Raw genomic sequence first — 16,088 nt, forward strand, 5'->3', positions numbered from 1 at the left:
CGGAAAAGTGGAAAGGAAACAATTATACAACGTTAGCCCCGTTCAGGTCTTAATCCAGCCAAAATTGGTGAAGGCCTCTATCTTTAAGCGTCCATTCTACTCCCTGCAAAATGTCCTTTCCCAAAGTGAACCGCCTACTGGGCGGGCTGGCCCTTATAGCCGGCCTGCTCACGCTTGCTGCTTTTCGAGTGCCTCCGGAGGAAAGTCCCTTCCGCCGCATCATCAAAAGCCTGCTGGGCTTTTACGCCACTACCCTGCCCGAAAAGGCCTACCTGCACCTCGACCGGCCCTACTACGCCAGCGGCGAAACCGTCTGGTTTAAAGCCTACCTGGCCGAAGCCGACTCGCACCGGCCCGACACGCTGAGCAAAATCCTGTACGTGGAGCTGGTGTCGCCCCAGCGTCGCATCGTGGCGCGGCGCACGTTGCACCTGCTGGCCGGCGTGGCCCCCGGCGACCTGGCCCTGCCCGATACGCTGGCCGCCGGCACCTACCAGCTCCGTGCCTACACCAACTGGATGCGCAACGCCGGCCCCGATTTTTTCTTTAGCCGGCCCCTGGCCGTGCTTGATGCGCAGGGCGAGCTTCCGGCCGGCCCGGCCCCAACGGCTAAAACCGACCTGCAATTCTTCCCCGAGGGCGGTAGCCTGGTTGACGAGCTAGAGAGCGAAGTGGGCTTCCGCGCCGTCGACGGGCTGGGGCACGGGGTGGCCGTGCAGGGCGTGGTGCTCGATGCGCAGGGCCGTGAAGTGGCCCGCTTCCAGAGCCGCCATTTGGGCATGGGCACTTTCCGGCTGGCCCCCGCCGCCGGCCAGCACTACCGGGCGGTGGTGGGCGGGCCCGGCGGCGCACGGGCCGAATACCCTCTGCCCGCCAGCCAGCCCACCGGCTACGCGCTGCGCGTGAGCGAGACGGATACCGATTTCCTGGTCACTATTCGGCGGCACCCCGCGCCAGGAGCGGCCCCGGCGGGGCCAGCTATGCTGCTGGCTCAGGTGCGCGGGCAGGTGAGCTTTGCAGTTTCGGTGCCCGGCGTGGGGGTCACGCCCGTGGCCGTGCGGCTAGCTAAGGCGAAGTTCCAGCCGGGGCTCGCGCACCTCACCTTGTTCGATGAGCAGGGCACGGCGGAGTGCGAACGGCTGGTGTTTGTGCCCAACCCGCCCGGCGTCCGGCTGACCCTCACCCCCAACAAGACAACGTACGCCCCGCGCGAGGCCGTGCAACTGCGCCTGACGGCCACCGATGCCGCCGGCCAGCCGGTAGCCGGGCAGTTTTCGGTGGCCGTGGCTGCCGGGGCAGCTCCCGCCGATGGCCCCACCATTGCATCGCACCTGCTGCTGAGCTCCGACCTGGCCGGGCCGGTGGAAGCGCCCGGTTACTATTTCCGCGAGCCGCAAACCCCGGAAATCCGTCAGGCCCTCAACGATTTGCTGCTTACGCAGGGCTGGCGGCGCTTTGTGTGGAAGGCCTTGCTGGCCAGCCCACTGGCAAGACCGGATTTTCTGCCGGAACAGGCCCTGACCGTGAGCGGGCAGGTGATGACAACGGCCCGGCAGCCGGCCGTGCGCACCGTGGCCTACCTGCAATCCAACCCCACCCGCCAGGCCGAAATGCAGACTAATGCCAGCGGGCGCTTCCAGTTTCGGGGCCTCGACGGCCTGGACACAACCCAGGTGATGGTGCGGGCGCAACCCCTGAAGGGCGAGCGGGAACTGCTGATTCGGGTGCTGGCCCCGCCGCCCGTTGGGGCCCTGCTGCCCGATGCGCTGCTCCTGAGCCCGGCCGGTCCCTCGGCACTGGCCGCGTACGTACGCGCCAGCCAGCAGCAGCACGCCGCCGAAAAAAGCCTCGCGCACTCGACCATTATGCTGGGCAATGTGAAAGTGCGCGGCACCCGGACCAAGGCCGATGATGGAGTTGCGCGGCCTTATTCGCTGGGCAACGCCAAGGTGCTGCAAGTGGGCGAGCTGGCTAAAAACGGCAATAACCAGACGGTAGCCAGTTATCTGCAGGGACGCCTGGCGGGCGTTACGGTGTCGGGCGAGCACGTCAACATTCGCAACATCGCCTCCATACAGGAACAATCTACCGGGGGCTTCAAGCTAAAAGATGCGCTGTATCTGATTGATGGCAACATTGTAACGGCCAGTGAATTCGCGGAATTTCCAATCAGCGACACCCAGTCCATTGACGTGCTGACGCAAAATGCGGCCGGCATGTTCGGCAGCCAGGGCGCTGGCGGCGTGGTCGCAATACATTCGCGCAAAACGGGCTTGGTGTACGCAACTAACCCGAAAGACGTGTTTGCGGCGGCCCGTACCGGCGTGCTCTCGCTGCAGGTGCCGGGCTACTACCGGGCCCGCGAGTTTTATGCGCCGCGCTACGAAACGGCCACCGCGTCCACGGCTCCGTCCGACCCGCGTTTCACGACCCTCTACTGGGCCCCGATGGTGCAAACCGATGCTACCGGGCAGGCCCAGCTCTCCTTCTATACGTCGGATGCCGTGGGCCGCTTCCGGATAACGGGCGAGGGCCTGAGTACCCGGGGCCTGCCGCTGAGCGGCAGCGCCGAGCTGGTAGTGCAGCCATCCGCTACCCGCTAGGGCACGGACAAGTCAACCTCGCCGGAATTTGCCCACCAGCGGGCCGACCGAACCGTCAGTACTTCCGGGCAGCCCGTTGGAGCCTGCCGTCGGCTGGCGGCCGTACCTTGCGGGCCGTTGTCCGAGCCAATTATTCTGATGCCCTTGTCAAGAAGGCCCCGCGTTTTGCACCTGCCCAAGTGGTACCCGCACCGCTACGACGACCAGGATGGCGACTTCGTAGCTCGGCACGTAGCGGCCATCGCGGCCCACGGCGGCGCGGACGGCGCGTTGCTGTTTGCCACCGTGGCGCGGGGCCCGCTGCCGGGGCTCATTGATGCGGAAGAGGACTTCACTGGCCCAATACCCACGCTGCGCTACTACTACCGCGCCGCGCCCACCGGCCTGCCGCTACTGGATAAGCCGCTGAAGCTGCTGCTGTATTTCTGGTGCCTGGGGCGCGGCTACCGGCGGCTGCGGCGGCACTGGAGCGGCCAGCAACCCGATTTGGTGCATGTGCACGTGCTGCTGCGCACGGGCTTGTTTGCTTGGGCGCTGCGGGTATCGCGCGGCATCCCGTTCATCATCACCGAGCACTGGACGCTGTACCTGCCCGAGCGGGCGGCGGGTATTTCCGCGCTGCGGCGGGTGCTCACGCGGGCGGTGGTGCGGCGGGCAGCGGCGTTGCACACCGTGTCAGATGGGTTGCGGCGGGCCATGGCGGTACTGGGCTTCGTGAACGCCCGTTCGGTGGTCATTGCCAACGTGGTCGATACCGAGTTGTTTCGACCCATTCCCTCATTCCCCCATTCCCCCATTCCTCCATTCACCCTGCTGCATGTCTCGGCATTCCATGACGGCGTGAAGAATATTTCGGGCGTGCTGCGGGTGGTGGCGCGGCTGCGGGCCGCCTGGCCCGGCCTGCGCCTGCGCATCGCCGGCTACGGCCCCGACGAACCAAAGCTGCGTGCCTACGCTGCCGAGCTGGGCTTGCTGGCCGATGGCACGGTGGCCTTTCTGGGCAAGCTGCTGCACGTGGCGGTGGCCGCCGAAATGGCCCGGGCCACGGCGCTGGTATCCTTCAGCCGGGCCGAAACCTTTGGCTGCGTGCTGCTGGAGGCGCGGGCCAGCGGCTGCCCGGTGGTGGCCACCCGCACCGGCGGCGTACCCGAGCTGTTCGAGCCCGAAAACACTTTTGGCCTGCTGGTAGCGCCCGATGACGAGGCCGCGCTCGAATCGGCTCTGACGCGGATAGTGGCGAAAGCGGTGGTTTTCGACCCGGTCCGGCTGCGGGCCGATGCGGCGGCGCGGTGCGCCCCGGCGGCGGTGGGCGCGGCTTTTGGGGCGCTATACCGGGCGGTGTTGGCTCGCTAGGTTTGGGAGAATGCTCTGCATGGCGGGCGGCACGTGGCGGACGACACCAGCGTGCCGTTCTTGCGCTCCCAAATTTCCCCCTTCATGCTTCAGCGTATTCTTCGGCACTTCACGGCGCGGGTCCTCACGGCGGGGCTGGGCTTTGCGGTGGTGTGGCTCACGGCGCGCTACCTGGGGGCGGCGGGGCGCGGGCAGGTCAGCCTGTTTCTGACGGATGTGTCGGGGCTGGCGCTGCTGGCCGGGCTGGTGGGCGGCTCGTCGCTGATATACCTGGTGCCGCGCCGCAACGTGTGGCTGCTGCTGCGGCCCGCCTACGCCTGGGGCACGGCCGTGAGCCTGGGCGGGGCGGCCATTATCACCTTGCTGCGGCCGGTGGGGCCAGCCTACGGGCTGCACCTGGCAGCCGTGGCGTTAATTCAGGTGCTGCTCTCCATCAACATAATGCTGCTGCTGGGGCGGCAGCGCGAGCAAACCTACAACCTGCTCACCACCGTTCAGGCGGCGCTGCTGGCCCTGGCCCTGGCGCTGGCCTACGCGGGTGCGCACTGGCTGCGCATCGAGGCCTACTACTACGCCAACTACCTGGCCTACGGGCTGCCGTGGGGCATCAGCACGGCACTGTTGCTGCGGCTGCCCGATGCCTGGGCGGCCAGCCCGCGCCGGGGCCGCGCCAGCGCGCGCGAGCTGGCCCGCCACAGCCGGGGCGCGCACCTGAGCAACCTGCTGGCCTTTGCCAACTACCGCTTCAGCTACTACGCGGTGGCGGCGTTGGCGGGGCCGGCGGCGCTGGGCGTGCTCTCGGTGGGCGTGGCCCTGGCCGAGGCTATTTGGCTGGTTCCGCGCAGTACGGCCCTTATTCAGTACGTGGCGCTGGTGAACGCGGCCGACAAGCGCGGGCAAACCCACGCCGCGCTGCGCGGCAGCCGCCTCACGCTGCTGGCCACGGCGGGCGCGGTGCTGGCGCTGGCCGCCGTGCCGGCCGGGTGGCTGGCTGCGTTCTTCGGGCCCGAGTTCGGGGCGGCGCACGGCGTGATTCTGGCCCTGGCTCCGGGCATTCTGCTGAACGGGGCCGGCATGCAGGCCAGCACCTATTTCGCTGGGGTGGGCCGCTACGGCGTGAACAACCGCGCCACGCTGCTGGGCCTAGCCCTCACGGTGCCCGGCTGCCTGCTGCTGGTGCCGCGCCTGGGCATCGTGGGGGCGGCCCTAAGCATGACGCTGGCCTACACCGCCGCCACGCTGTACCTGTTCGGCTACTACCGCCGCGCTATCGGGGCCACCTGGGCCGACCTGCTGCCCGGCGTGCCCGATGTGCGCTGGCTGCTGGCGACGCTGGCGCGCCGGCGCTAGCGGAGGAAAAGAGCCTTCCTTCTAACGTCGCACCTCCACCCAGCCCTTCACGCGGTGGCCGTCGGGGTAGGCGAGGAGGTAATAGTATACGCCATCGGGCTGGCCGGGGGCGCTCCAGTCGTCGTGGTAGGCGGGGCTGTCGAACACGAGCTGGCCCCAGCGCGAGTACACCTGCAGGTGCGCGGCGCAGTCGGGCCCGAGCCGGAACGTCTGGTTTTTCGCGTCGCCGTTGGGGGTGATGATGTTGGGGATTTTGCGCTCCAGCACCGTAACAGGGGCCAGCTGCACGGCCGTTTCGCAGCGGGCCTGGAAATAGCGCACCCGCAGCCGGGGCTGGTAGGTGCCGGGCGTGGCGTAGGAGTGCACCGGGTTCACTTCGGCCGACTGCGTGCCGTCGCCAAAATCCCAGCTCAGTACGAAGCCGACGGAATTGCCGCCCAACGAGAACTGCACCGTGAGGGGCGCGAGCTGCGTTTCGGGGCACGGCATCGGCACCTGGGTCGGGGCCAGTACCGGCACGGCCGCCACCGCAATGCGGCGGGTCACGGCCAGGCTGGTGCAGCCCGCCGCGCTCGTGTAGCGGTAGCTCACCGTGAACGGCCCCGCCTGCCCGGCTGGTGCGGCAAACGTGAAGCCCGCCGCCGCGCTGCCGCTCACGCCCGGCCCGCTGAAGATGCCCCCCGCCGGGCTGCCGCGCAACGCGAACGCCGGGCTGCCGGAGCAAATGGTGGTATCGCTGGCCACGGTAGGGGTGGGCAGCGGCGCAATCATCACGGTCTGGCTGGTTTGCACCGTGCACACCCCCACCGTCACCGCATAAGCCAGCTGGTAGGTGCCCGTTGGCAAGCTGGGCGTAAAGAAATAGCCGGTCGCCGCGCTGCCGCTCACGCCCGGCCCGCTGAACGTGCCGCCAGCGGGCGTGGCCGTCAGCCGGACGGGGACCGGGTTGGGGGCACCAGTGCAGTACAGGTTTTGCAGCAGCGGCGTGAAAACCACCGGCGGCGGCGCTACCACCGTGATGCGGCGCGTGCCCATGGTGGTGCACAAGCCCGTGCTGGGCACCGTGTAGGTTAGGGTTTGCGCGCCCACCAGCGCCGCCGAGGGCGTGAAGACGTAGCCCGTGGCCAGGCTGCCGCTCACGCCCGGCCCGGTCCAGATGCCCCCGGTAGGATTACCGGTCAGCGGCTGGGGGCCGGCGTTGGCGCATACGTTCTGGTCGGCTCCCGCGTCGGCTACTTCGGGGCGAAAATCGAGCACGAAAGCCGCGTTATTGCAGTTGGCCGCGAAGCCCGGCGTGCTGCTGCCGTTCACCACCGAGTAGGTGTTGGCCCCGGGCGGAATGGGAAAGCCGGTGCTCGAAAAGCACGAGCATACCGCCTCGTACACCACGCCGCGCGGGTCGAAGCGCGACGTGCCGCCGTCCACGTGCTCGCCTTCGCTGTTAGGCGTGGTGTCGCCGTAGTACGTGGCGTAGTCGAGGCGGGCGAGGCCGGCCGCGAACTGGGCCACGTAAAAGTCTGAGCCGTCGGTGGTGGCCTGGGCGGCGTTGCTGGTCACGGGCAGGCCGTCGGTAGTCCCGTTGCCGTCGAGGTAAGGCCACATGGCCCCGGAAGTGGGGTCGGCCCGGCCATTCACCATGCCGCCCCAGCCGCACACGAACACCCGGTCGCAGCGGTCGACGAGGAAGGCCGTGGGGTCGAGGTTGACGAGGCCCGCATTAGCCGGCAGGCGGCTGCCAAACACCGTCGAGAGCTGCACCTGCCCGAGATTAGCATCGAGCTTCTGAATAAACTGCGTACCGCCGGGTGTGGTGTAGAGGCCCGCCGACACCGGAAACGCGCCCCGCGTCTGGCCCAGCAGGTACACCCCGCCATCGGTGCCGAGCTGCAGGAAATAGGCCTGGTCGTAGGCCGCCGTGCCCACGAAGGTGGCCCGCAGCAGGCGGGTGCCGCCGGCCGCAATGCGCGCCACGAAGCCATCCACGTTGCCGGGCCGGGTGGGCTGGTAAGCGCCGGTAGTGGTCGGGAAATTGGCGCTGAGCGTGCCGCCGGCCACGTACACGTCGCCGCTGGTCGGCTCCACTTGCAGCGAGTAGGCGGCATCGGCCCCGCTGCCGCCCAGGTAGCTGGCCCAGCGCACCGCGTCGAGGCCGGGCGCGAGCTTCACCACCACGCCGTCGGAAGTGCCCCCGCGGTACGTCCCGCCCAGGCCTGCGGCCACCGGGAAGTCGGCCGAAGTCGTGTTCGAGGCCACGTACACGTTGTCGGCCGCGTCCACGAAAATATCGCCCCGGAACGGGTCGCCGTAGTTGTGCGCCAGCTGGAGGGTAGTGCCGCCGGCCGAAGTCGTCGGAGCCAGCGGCAGCAGGCCCTCGTTGCCGGTGCCGCCCAGGTAGGTCGAGCCCACCAGGGCCGTGCCCGTGGCGTTGAGGCGGGTAATCACCAGGTCGGAGCCGTTGGGCGAGTCGTAGGGCGGGCCGTAGCCGAAGGGGTCGGTGGCCTTGCCGCCGGCAAACCGGAACTGCGCCGCGTTGGCCGTCACCGGGTAGTCGGCCGAGCCCGAAGTGCCCAGCACCAGCAGCTCGCCCCGGCTGTTCACCACCAGGCTGGCCGGAAAGTCGGCGCTGCTACCGCCCAGGTAGGTGGCCCACACCCGCGCCGCCGGCCCGCTCACGTGTGTGTCGAACTTAATAATGGCAATGTCGACCAAGGCTTTAAACGAGGTTTGAAACGCGCCCGGCGTGGTCGGGTAGCCCACTTCGAAGGCAATGCCGCCCGAGTAGAGGTTGCCCGCCGGGTCGTAGGTGGCCGTGAAGCCCCAGTTGTTGGCCGCCGAGCCGGTGTAGCTGGCAAACACCACCACCGGGTCGATGGTGAGGGTGCGGCCGTGGTCGTACGGGCCCAGGGCAAAGTGCACGGTGCTGCCCGCCAGCACGTAGCGGCAGGGCACGGCCCGGCGGCGGCCGGCGGCATTGGTTTGCCAGGCCTGGGGCGGGTGCTCCACCACGGTGCCCACGCTGGTTTGCACCACCAGGTTGCCGGCCTCGTCCAGCGCCAGGGCATCGGCCCCTTCGTGGCGCAGGCCGATGGCGGCGGCATCGGCCCCGGGAGCCAGCACGAAATCGTACTCCAGCTGCTGCTCCTTGCTCTCGTAGAGGCGGGCGCTGATGCCGGGCCACAGGCCGTCGTAGCGCAGGGCGCGGTAGGCGGGCACGTCGGCGGCCCAGTGGGCGGGGTCGGTGCCCAGGAAGTAGCTACGGTGCTCGGCGGTGCGGGTTTCGGGGGCGATGGTGGCCGGCCCGGCCCCAGCAAAGCGCAGGCGTAGCGCGTGGCCGCGCAGGGCCTCAGCCTCGGCCGTGGGCTGGGGGCTGGCCGCGCCCCGGTGGTTGTGCTGGCCTGGGCCGCCATCAGCCAGCAGGGCCAGGGTCAGGCCGTCGGCTTCGATGAAGAGCCGGCCGCTGGGCAGCTCGGCGGCGTAGCGCACGGGCGCGGCCCACTGGCCCCGGTTGGCCACGAATTCCAGGGTGGCCCCGGCCGGTGGCGGCGGGGTGGGCATTTGCGCGCGGGCAGGACCGGCGAGCAAGGCAGCAGCAACGGCAGCGAGTAGCAGTGGCTTCATGGGCAGATGCGGATGTAGTAGTGAAGTTGTTGAGAAATCCGCTGGAACGTCATGCTGAGCTTGCCGAAGCATCTCTACCGCAATAGTAATTCATTACTTACGCGGTAGAGATGCTTCGGCAAGCTCAGCATGACCGGACTTATCGATTGACAAACTATCCTACCGCCGCACTTCGAGCCAGCTTTTCTGGCAGCGGCCGTCGGCGGCGCGGAGCAGGAAGTAATAGATGCCATCGGGCAGGTTGCGGGCGTCCCAGTCGTTGTGGTAGTCGTCGGACTGATACACCCGCTGGCCCCAGCGCGAATACACTTCCAGCGAAGTGGGCTGGCAGCTGAAGCGCGGCTTAAACGTGTCGTTGAGCGAGTCGCGGTTGGGCGTGATGATGTTGGGAACCTTCACCTCGCCCACCTCAATCGGCGCGAAGCCGGTGAGCACCTGGCAGTTGCCGTAGCGCGCCATGAGGCGGATGCGGTACACGCCCGGCTGCGCGTAGCGGTGGGTGGGTGTAGCCTCGGTGCTCAGGGGGCTGCCATCGCCAAAATCCCACTCGTACGTGGCGTTGGGGGCCAGCAGCACCGGCGTGAGCGTTGCCTCGAACGGGGCCAGGCCCACGTATTCGGGGTGGGTAGCGCACACGGGCAGGTTCAGGCCCACGTTCTGGGTCGATACGGGGGCCAGCACCACCGTGCGGGTGGCCGCGGCCTGGCAGGGCCCGTCGCGCACGGTGTAGGTGAGGATGAACACCCCGCCCCGGTTGTTGGTGTTGGGCGGGCTGAAGAAACCGCCGGCCGTTACGCCAGGGCCGCTCCAGATGCCGCCGGCCGGGCTGGCCCCCAGCAGCTGGAAAGGCCGCCGCAGGTCGGCGCACAGCGTGGTGTCGCGGCCAGCGACCACCGTGGGCGGGCGCGTTACCTGCACCTGCCGGGTAATAAGGCCGCAGCCCAGCGAGTCGACTACCGCGTAGGTGAGCGTGTGCAGGCCCGCGCCGGCCGCAGCCGGGTCGAAGCGCCCGTTGCTCACGCCCGGCCCGCTGAAGGTGCCGCCTGCCGGCGTGGCCACCAGCGCCACCGAGGGCTGCGTGGTGCACAGGTCGGGCACGGCGGCCAGGGTGGGCACTACCGGCGGGGCCACCACGTAGCGCACCGTGCGGGTGCTTATGCAAATGCCCGTGGTGGCCACCGCGTAGCTGATGACGTACTGCCCCGGCCCCACCGCCGTGGGCACGAAGCGGAAGCCCCCGCCGGGGGCCGGCTGCACGCCGGGGCCGCTCCAGGTGCCGCCGGCCGGGGTGCCGCCCAAAGCCAGGGGGCCATTATTCAGGCACACGAAGCGGCGCGGGCCGGGGTCGGCCTGCAATATTTCAAAGTTCATTTTAAAGGCCGCGTTGTTGCAGCTCGAGCTGCCGTTGCGGATGGTGTAGGTGCCCGCCCCCGGCGGCAGCGGAAAACCCTGCGTGCCCCGGCAGCTGGCACATACCGCCTGGTACACCACGCCCCGTTTATCGAAGCGTGAGGTGCCGCCGTCCACGTGCTCGCCCACGCCGCCGAATTCGCCAAAAAACGTGGCGTACTCCAGCCGCGTCAGACCAGGGGCGAACTCGGCTAGGTAGAAGTCTGAGCCGTCGGTGAGGGCCTGCACGGCCCCGGGCGTGACGGGTAAGCCGAAGGTGTTGCCGCTGAGGTAGCCGGCGTTGTCGGCCCCGCCCCAGCCGCTGATGTACACCCGCTCGCAGTCGTCGACCAGAAAGGCCGTGGGCACCAGGTTGGGCCCGCCGCCGTTACGGTTGCCGAAGGTGATGCTGAACTGGCTGGTGGTCAGGTCGGCGTCGAGCTTCTGAATAAACTGCGGGCCGCCGGCCGTACCGGCCAGGCCCAGCGTGTTGGGGTAGGCACCCAGGCTCTGGCCGAACACGTAGGGGTTGCCCGCCGCATCGAGCTGCAGCAGCTGGGCCAGGTCGAGGCTGTTGGTGCCCAGGTAAGTCGCGCGCTCCACCGTGCGCCCATCGGGGCTGATGCGGGCCACAAAGCCATCGGCCAGCCCGCCCAGGGCGGTGGCGTGGTAGGTGCCGGCCGAGGCCGGAAAATTGGCCGAATTAGTGCCGCCGCACACAAATACCCGGCCCTGCGCGTCGCGCTGAATGGAAAACGCCGCATCCTGCCCACTGCCGCCCAGCAGGCCCGCCCACAACACCGTGCGCAAATCGGCCGATAGCTTGCACACCACGGCATCCGAAGCGCCGCCCTGGTAAGCCGGGCCGAAGCCGCCGGCCAGCCCCGGGAAGTTGGCCGAGTTGGTCGAGGCCGCCACGTACACGTTGCCTTCCCCATCCAGCAGCACGTCGCTGCGGAAAACATCGCCGTAATTCGGCGTCACGCTCGTGCCGGCGTTTATCACGCCGTCGTTGCTGGTGCCGCCCAGGTAGGTGCTGGCCAGCAGCGCCCCGCCGTCGGCCCGCAGGCGCGTCAGCATCAGGTCGGAGCCGTTGGGCATGTAGTAAAGCGGGTTCGTGGACCCAAATGGTGCCACCGCCGGCCCGCCCCGAAAGCCGGTTTGCACCACGCCGGCCGTGGTGGGGTAGTCGCGGCTCGACGTGCTGCCCAGCAGCACCAGCTCGTTCTGCCCGTTCACCACCAGGCTGTGCGGAAACTCGGTGTTGCTGCCGCCTAGGTAGGTGGCCCACACCCGGGCTGCCGGGCCGCTCACGCTGGTGTTGTACTTGATAAGGGCAATGTCGGCCAACCCGGCGAAGTTGGTCTGGAACGCGCCCACCGTGGTCGGGTAGCCGATATCGAACGCCACGCCACCCGAATACATGTTGCCCGCGTTGTCGTACGTCGCCGTGAAGCCCCAGTTATCGGCCTGCGAGCCGGTCAGGGTCGAAAACTGCACCGTCGGGTCGATGGTGAGGGCGCGGGAATGGTCGTACCTGCCCAGGGCAAAGCGCACGGTGTGGCCGGCCAGCACGTAGCGGCAGGCCACGGCCTGGCGCTGTCCGGCAGCATCAAACTGCCAGGCCTGCGGAGCCAGCTCAGTGGTAGTGCTCACGCTGGTCTTGATGACCAGGTTGCCGGCCGCATCCAGCGCCAGGGCGGTGGCCCCGTCGTAGCGCAGGGCCACGCGGGCCGGGTTGGCGCGTGGGGCCAGCAGCACGTCGTACTCCAGGCGCTGGGTGTGGTTTTCATACAAGGTCAGGTCGATGCCCGGCCACAGGGCGGTGTAGCGCAGCTGGCGGTAGCCGCGCACGTGGCTAGCCCAGCGGTGGGCATCGCTGCCCACGAAGTAGTTACGCTCGCCGGCCGTGGGCTCGGTGGCCGAGAGGCGGGCCCGGGGGCTGGCTTTCTCGAAGAGCACCGAGTAGGCGTGGGCCGCGATGTTGGCACTGACCGGGGCCGTTGGGGCGGCGGGGCCCGAGTGGTGGTGCTGGTTCAGAAACGCGGGGTCGTAGAAGGCGTACGTCAGGCCGCCGGGCTGCACAAACAGGCGGCCGCTGGGCAACGCCGCCGCGTAGCGCACGCGCTCATCCCACTGCCCCTGGTTGCGGACGAACTCCAGGCTGGCGGCTTCTGGTATGGGTGAGGTAGCCCGGGCGGCCAGCGGTAGCAGCAACCCCAAGGCCAGGCTCCAGGCCCGGCCGGTAAAGCGAAAAGGTAGCATCATAAAAAGCGGAAAGTGAGCGCGAAACGGAAAGGAATGCCCCGGCCCGGGGCCCGGGGCGCAGGCCCAACGCGGGTCGCGCAAAATTCGTGCGAGGGACCGTGCGAAGGTATGGCCGCCGGGCTCGCCCTACCTTTGCCGCACCCCCTCGTTTGTGCCGTGCGCCGTTCTTTTGCCTTCAAGCTTACCCTCCTCACCCTGGCCTGGCTGCTGCTGGCCATTGCCTGCGAGCAAATTCCGGCGCGGGCTTTCTGGCCGGCACTGTTCGGGGCCCTCACCACGCCGGTCGCGCTGCTGTGCACGGCCCTGCTGACCCTGTACTGGTTGCGGCGCAACTGGCGGGTGGCGCTGCTGCCTATTCTGACGCTTGGGCTCACCTGGCCGCACGTGCAGCGGGGGCTGGCGCTGCACCTGACGGGCGAAGCGGCAGATTTCAACCAGGCAGTGATGACGCGTCAGGGGCGGACTGATTTCCTGCTCGGGGCCGGTAATGCGGGAGCGGTGTCGCTGCTCTCGGCCAACGTGCGCATCTTCAACGTGTATGCGCAGCTGCGCGACCCCGACAACGCCTCGTCGAAAAACTTTATTCGCTGGTTGGCCACCAGCCCGGCCGACGTGCTCTGCCTCCAGGAGTTTTACAACGAGCCCGGCGGCTCGCCCGAAAACGGAAAAGTATTTCGCAGCGACGAGGCCCTGGGCCGGGCCAGCGGGCGGCACTCGTTCGTGTCGACCAGCCTCACCAACCGCATCGGGGCCGAATTCGGGATGGCTATTTTCTCGCGGTTTCCCATCGTGCGGCGCGGCACCATCCCGTTCGGCAAGCTCACCCAGAACCACGCCATGTGGGCCGACCTGGCCCGCCCGGCCACGCCCGGCCACCGGCCCGACACCATCCGGGTGTTCAACGTGCACTACCAAAGCATGAGCATGGCCGAAGGCGACATCGTGACGGCCACCGAAAGCCGCGCCGGCCTGCGCCAGAAAGCGCCCAATCTGCTGCGGCGCTTTCGCAACGGGGCCGTGGCCCGGGGCACCCAGGTCGATACCGTACTGGCCCGGGTACTGCGCTCGCCCTACCCCGTGCTGCTGGCCGGCGACTTCAACGACCTGCCCTATTCCTATACCTACGACCAGCTGGCCGACCATCTGCAGAACGCCTGGGCCACTGTCGGGCTGGGTATCGGGGCCACCTACCACGGCCAGCTGCCCGGCCTGCGCATCGACCAGCAGTTTGCCTCGCCCCAGTGGCAGGTGCTGGGCTGCCGGGTGCATCAGGAAATAAAGTGGAGCGACCATTACCCGCTCGAAGGGCTCTATCAGTTAACAGTGAACAGTGAACAGTGAACAGTCAGCAGTTATTCGGAAGCGGGTTTGCTTACTGATGACTGTTCGCTGCTGACCGAGTAGTTTTGGCTATGGATACGCCGAAGTACGAAGCGGGACCCTTGCTTCAAAAATCGTTTGCCTTCGCTGTGCGGATGATGAAATGCTGCCGGCACCTGCAAACTGTTGAACGCGAGTTTGTCGTTTCCAATCAACTGGTTCGTAGTGCTACCTCAATCGGAGCCAACGCGGAGGAGGCAAACGGCGGAATTTCGACGGCCGACTTTACCAGCAAGATTTCCATTGCCTACAAAGAAGCCCGCGAAACCAGCTATTGGCTGCGGCTGCTTCAGGCTTCGGGGTATCTGGAGGAAAAATTGTTTCTGTCTTTGCACGACGATTGCCAACAGCTTTGTCGTATTCTCTACTCAATCCTGCGGTCAAGTGGCCGTGCCTAAATTCAGTTAACAGGTATCAGTGAGCAGTTATCAGTGCTGTTCATCCTGCTTCGCCACAATCTCCAAGATGTTAACTGCTCACTGATAACTGTTAACTGAATTCCCATGTCGCTTCAGCTTTATAACACCCTCTCCCGCCAGAAAGAAGAATTCCAACCCGTGCACCCGCCCCAGGTGGGCGTGTACCTGTGCGGCCCCACCGTGTACAGCGAGGCCCACCTGGGCAACGCCCGCGGCCCGGTGGTGTTCGATGTGCTGACGCGCTACCTGCGCCACCTGGGCTACCAGGTGCGCTACGTGCGCAACATCACCGACGTGGGCCATCTCGAAAGCGACGCCGACACCGGCGAGGACAAGATGGAAAAGGCCGCCCGCGCTGCCCGCATCGAGCCCATGCAGGTGGCCCAGCACTTCACCAACCGCTACCGCCAGCACATGCTGGGCCTGGGCTGCCTGCCGCCCGACATCGAGCCCCAGGCCAGCGGCCACATCATCGAGCAGATTCAGGTAATCGAGGAAATTATCGGCAACGGCCTGGCTTATGAAGTCAACGGCTCCGTTTATTTCGACGTGCCCAAATACAACGAGGAAGGCCAGCGCTACGGCAAGCTCTCGAACCGCAGCATCGAGGACCAGCTGGCCGGCACCCGCGCCAACCTCGAAGGCCAGAGTGAGAAGCGCAGCCCCCTGGATTTTGCCCTATGGAAAAAGGCCTCGCCCGAGCACATCATGCGCTGGCCCTCGCCCTGGAGCGATGGCTTTCCCGGCTGGCACCTCGAGTGCTCGGCCATGAGCCGCAAGTACCTCGGCGAGCTCAGCGACATCCACGGCGGCGGCCTCGACCTCATGTTCCCGCACCACGAGTGCGAAATCGCGCAGAGCCAGGGCAGCCACTCGCACACCGACGAGGCCCGCATCTGGATGCACAACAACATGATAACCGTGAACGGCACCAAGATGAGCAAGAGCCTGGGCAACTTCGTGCTGCTCGGCGATATGTTTCTCGGCCCCACCGGGCCGCTGGTTTCGGGCTACTCGCCCATGGTGGTGCGCTTCTTTCTGCTGCAGGCCCACTACCGCTCGCCCGTGGACGTGAGCGACGACGCCCTGCAAGCCGCCCGCAAAGGCTATCGCAAGCTGATGAACGGCCTGCGGTTGCTCGATAAGCTAGTTGTTAGTGATTCGTCGTCAGTTGTTGACGCGGGCGAAAACAGCCTGGCAACCGACAACCAAGAACCAACCACCGAAGCAACGCAATTGCTGGCGCTGGCCGCCAAGCCCGCCGAGTTCCTCGACGACGACCTGAACACGCCCCGCGCCCTGGCGGCATTGTTCGACCTGCTCAAGCGCTTCAACACGCTGGCGGCCAACCCGGCCGCGCTGGCCGAGGTGGGCCCCACCGCCTTCGCGCAAGCCGCCGCCACCTACCGCACCCTGGTGCAGGACGTGTTGGGCCTGCGCGACGAGCCCCGCGCCAACGTCGAGCAACTGCTCGAGCTCACCCTCGGCTTCTATTCCGAAGCCAAAGCCGACAAAGCCTACGACAAAGTCGACCAGATTCGCGGTGCCCTCAAAACCCAGGGCATCGTGATAAAAGACACCAAGGCCGGCGTGGAGTGGGCCTACAGCGAGGAGTAAACCGGTTAAAGCCGCCTGTCATCCTGAGCGTAGCGAAGGACCTTACCACGCTGGCATCAGTTGAGTTACCAAGCAAAACCACCCTGGCACG

The 16,088-nt window shown here is 67.3% G+C and carries 8 protein-coding genes; 6 read left to right on the forward strand and 2 right to left on the reverse strand.

The genetic code is table 11. The features are described 5' to 3' along the window. The first annotated feature begins 110 nt into the window (after positions 1-110). From ABIB44_RS07440 to ABIB44_RS07450, 3 genes are all read left to right on the forward strand, one after another. Entirely contained in the window at positions 111-2,603 is a 2,493-nt protein-coding gene (locus ABIB44_RS07440; RefSeq protein ID WP_354584002.1) for an MG2 domain-containing protein, read from the forward strand. 144 nt (positions 2,604-2,747) lie between these two features. Then, the gene (locus tag ABIB44_RS07445; RefSeq protein WP_354584003.1) at positions 2,748-3,956 is read left to right on the forward strand and encodes a glycosyltransferase; all 1,209 of its coding nucleotides are present in this window, start codon (positions 2,748-2,750) and stop codon (positions 3,954-3,956) included. Between the two features lie 84 nt (positions 3,957-4,040). Beyond that, a complete protein-coding gene (locus ABIB44_RS07450) occupies positions 4,041-5,306 on the forward strand; it encodes a lipopolysaccharide biosynthesis protein (RefSeq protein WP_354584004.1) in 1,266 nt (421 codons plus the stop codon). 21 nt (positions 5,307-5,327) lie between these two features. Here the strand turns inward: ABIB44_RS07450 and ABIB44_RS07455 are convergent, their stop codons facing one another. Together ABIB44_RS07455 and ABIB44_RS07460 are read right to left on the reverse strand one after the other, a co-directional pair. Next, a complete protein-coding gene (locus ABIB44_RS07455) occupies positions 5,328-8,924 on the reverse strand; it encodes a DUF7948 domain-containing protein (protein WP_354584005.1) in 3,597 nt (1,198 codons plus the stop codon). A gap of 159 nt (positions 8,925-9,083) precedes the next feature. Further along, a complete protein-coding gene (locus ABIB44_RS07460; RefSeq protein ID WP_354584006.1) occupies positions 9,084-12,581 on the reverse strand; it encodes a DUF7948 domain-containing protein in 3,498 nt (1,165 codons plus the stop codon). A 156-nt stretch (positions 12,582-12,737) separates the two neighbouring features. On the opposite strand from ABIB44_RS07460, the gene ABIB44_RS07465 reads away from it, so the two are divergent. The 3 genes from ABIB44_RS07465 to cysS all read left to right on the forward strand — a co-directional run bounded on the left by ABIB44_RS07465 (position 12,738) and on the right by cysS (position 15,997). After that, positions 12,738-13,922: an endonuclease/exonuclease/phosphatase family protein gene (locus tag ABIB44_RS07465; RefSeq protein ID WP_354584007.1), complete on the forward strand. Its 1,185-nt coding sequence runs from the start codon at positions 12,738-12,740 to the stop codon at positions 13,920-13,922. A 71-nt stretch (positions 13,923-13,993) separates the two neighbouring features. Continuing rightward, on the forward strand, positions 13,994-14,359 hold the full coding sequence (locus tag ABIB44_RS07470) for a four helix bundle protein (RefSeq protein WP_354584008.1): 366 nt from the start codon (positions 13,994-13,996) through the stop codon (positions 14,357-14,359). 105 nt (positions 14,360-14,464) lie between these two features. Then, positions 14,465-15,997 carry a cysteine--tRNA ligase gene (gene cysS / locus ABIB44_RS07475; protein ID WP_354584009.1) on the forward strand — a complete coding sequence of 511 codons (1,533 nt, stop codon included), beginning with the start codon at positions 14,465-14,467 and terminating at the stop codon, positions 15,995-15,997. Positions 15,998-16,088 lie beyond the last annotated feature (91 nt).

It is taken from the genome of Hymenobacter sp. UYCo722 (assembly GCF_040547115.1).
Lineage (GTDB): Bacteria > Bacteroidota > Bacteroidia > Cytophagales > Hymenobacteraceae > Hymenobacter.

Excerpts from the sequence above, each read along its gene's own strand:
- ABIB44_RS07440 (WP_354584002.1), top strand. The coding sequence starts at position 111 with ATGTCCTTTCCCAAAGTGAACCGCCTACTGGGCGGGCTGGCCCTTATA.
- ABIB44_RS07450 (WP_354584004.1), top strand. The coding sequence starts at position 4,041 with ATGCTTCAGCGTATTCTTCGGCACTTCACGGCGCGGGTCCTCACGGCG.
- ABIB44_RS07455 (WP_354584005.1), bottom strand. The coding sequence starts at position 8,924 with ATGAAGCCACTGCTACTCGCTGCCGTTGCTGCTGCCTTGCTCGCCGGT.
- ABIB44_RS07460 (WP_354584006.1), bottom strand. The coding sequence starts at position 12,581 with ATGATGCTACCTTTTCGCTTTACCGGCCGGGCCTGGAGCCTGGCCTTG.
- ABIB44_RS07470 (WP_354584008.1), top strand. The coding sequence starts at position 13,994 with ATGGATACGCCGAAGTACGAAGCGGGACCCTTGCTTCAAAAATCGTTT.
- cysS (WP_354584009.1), top strand. The coding sequence starts at position 14,465 with ATGTCGCTTCAGCTTTATAACACCCTCTCCCGCCAGAAAGAAGAATTC.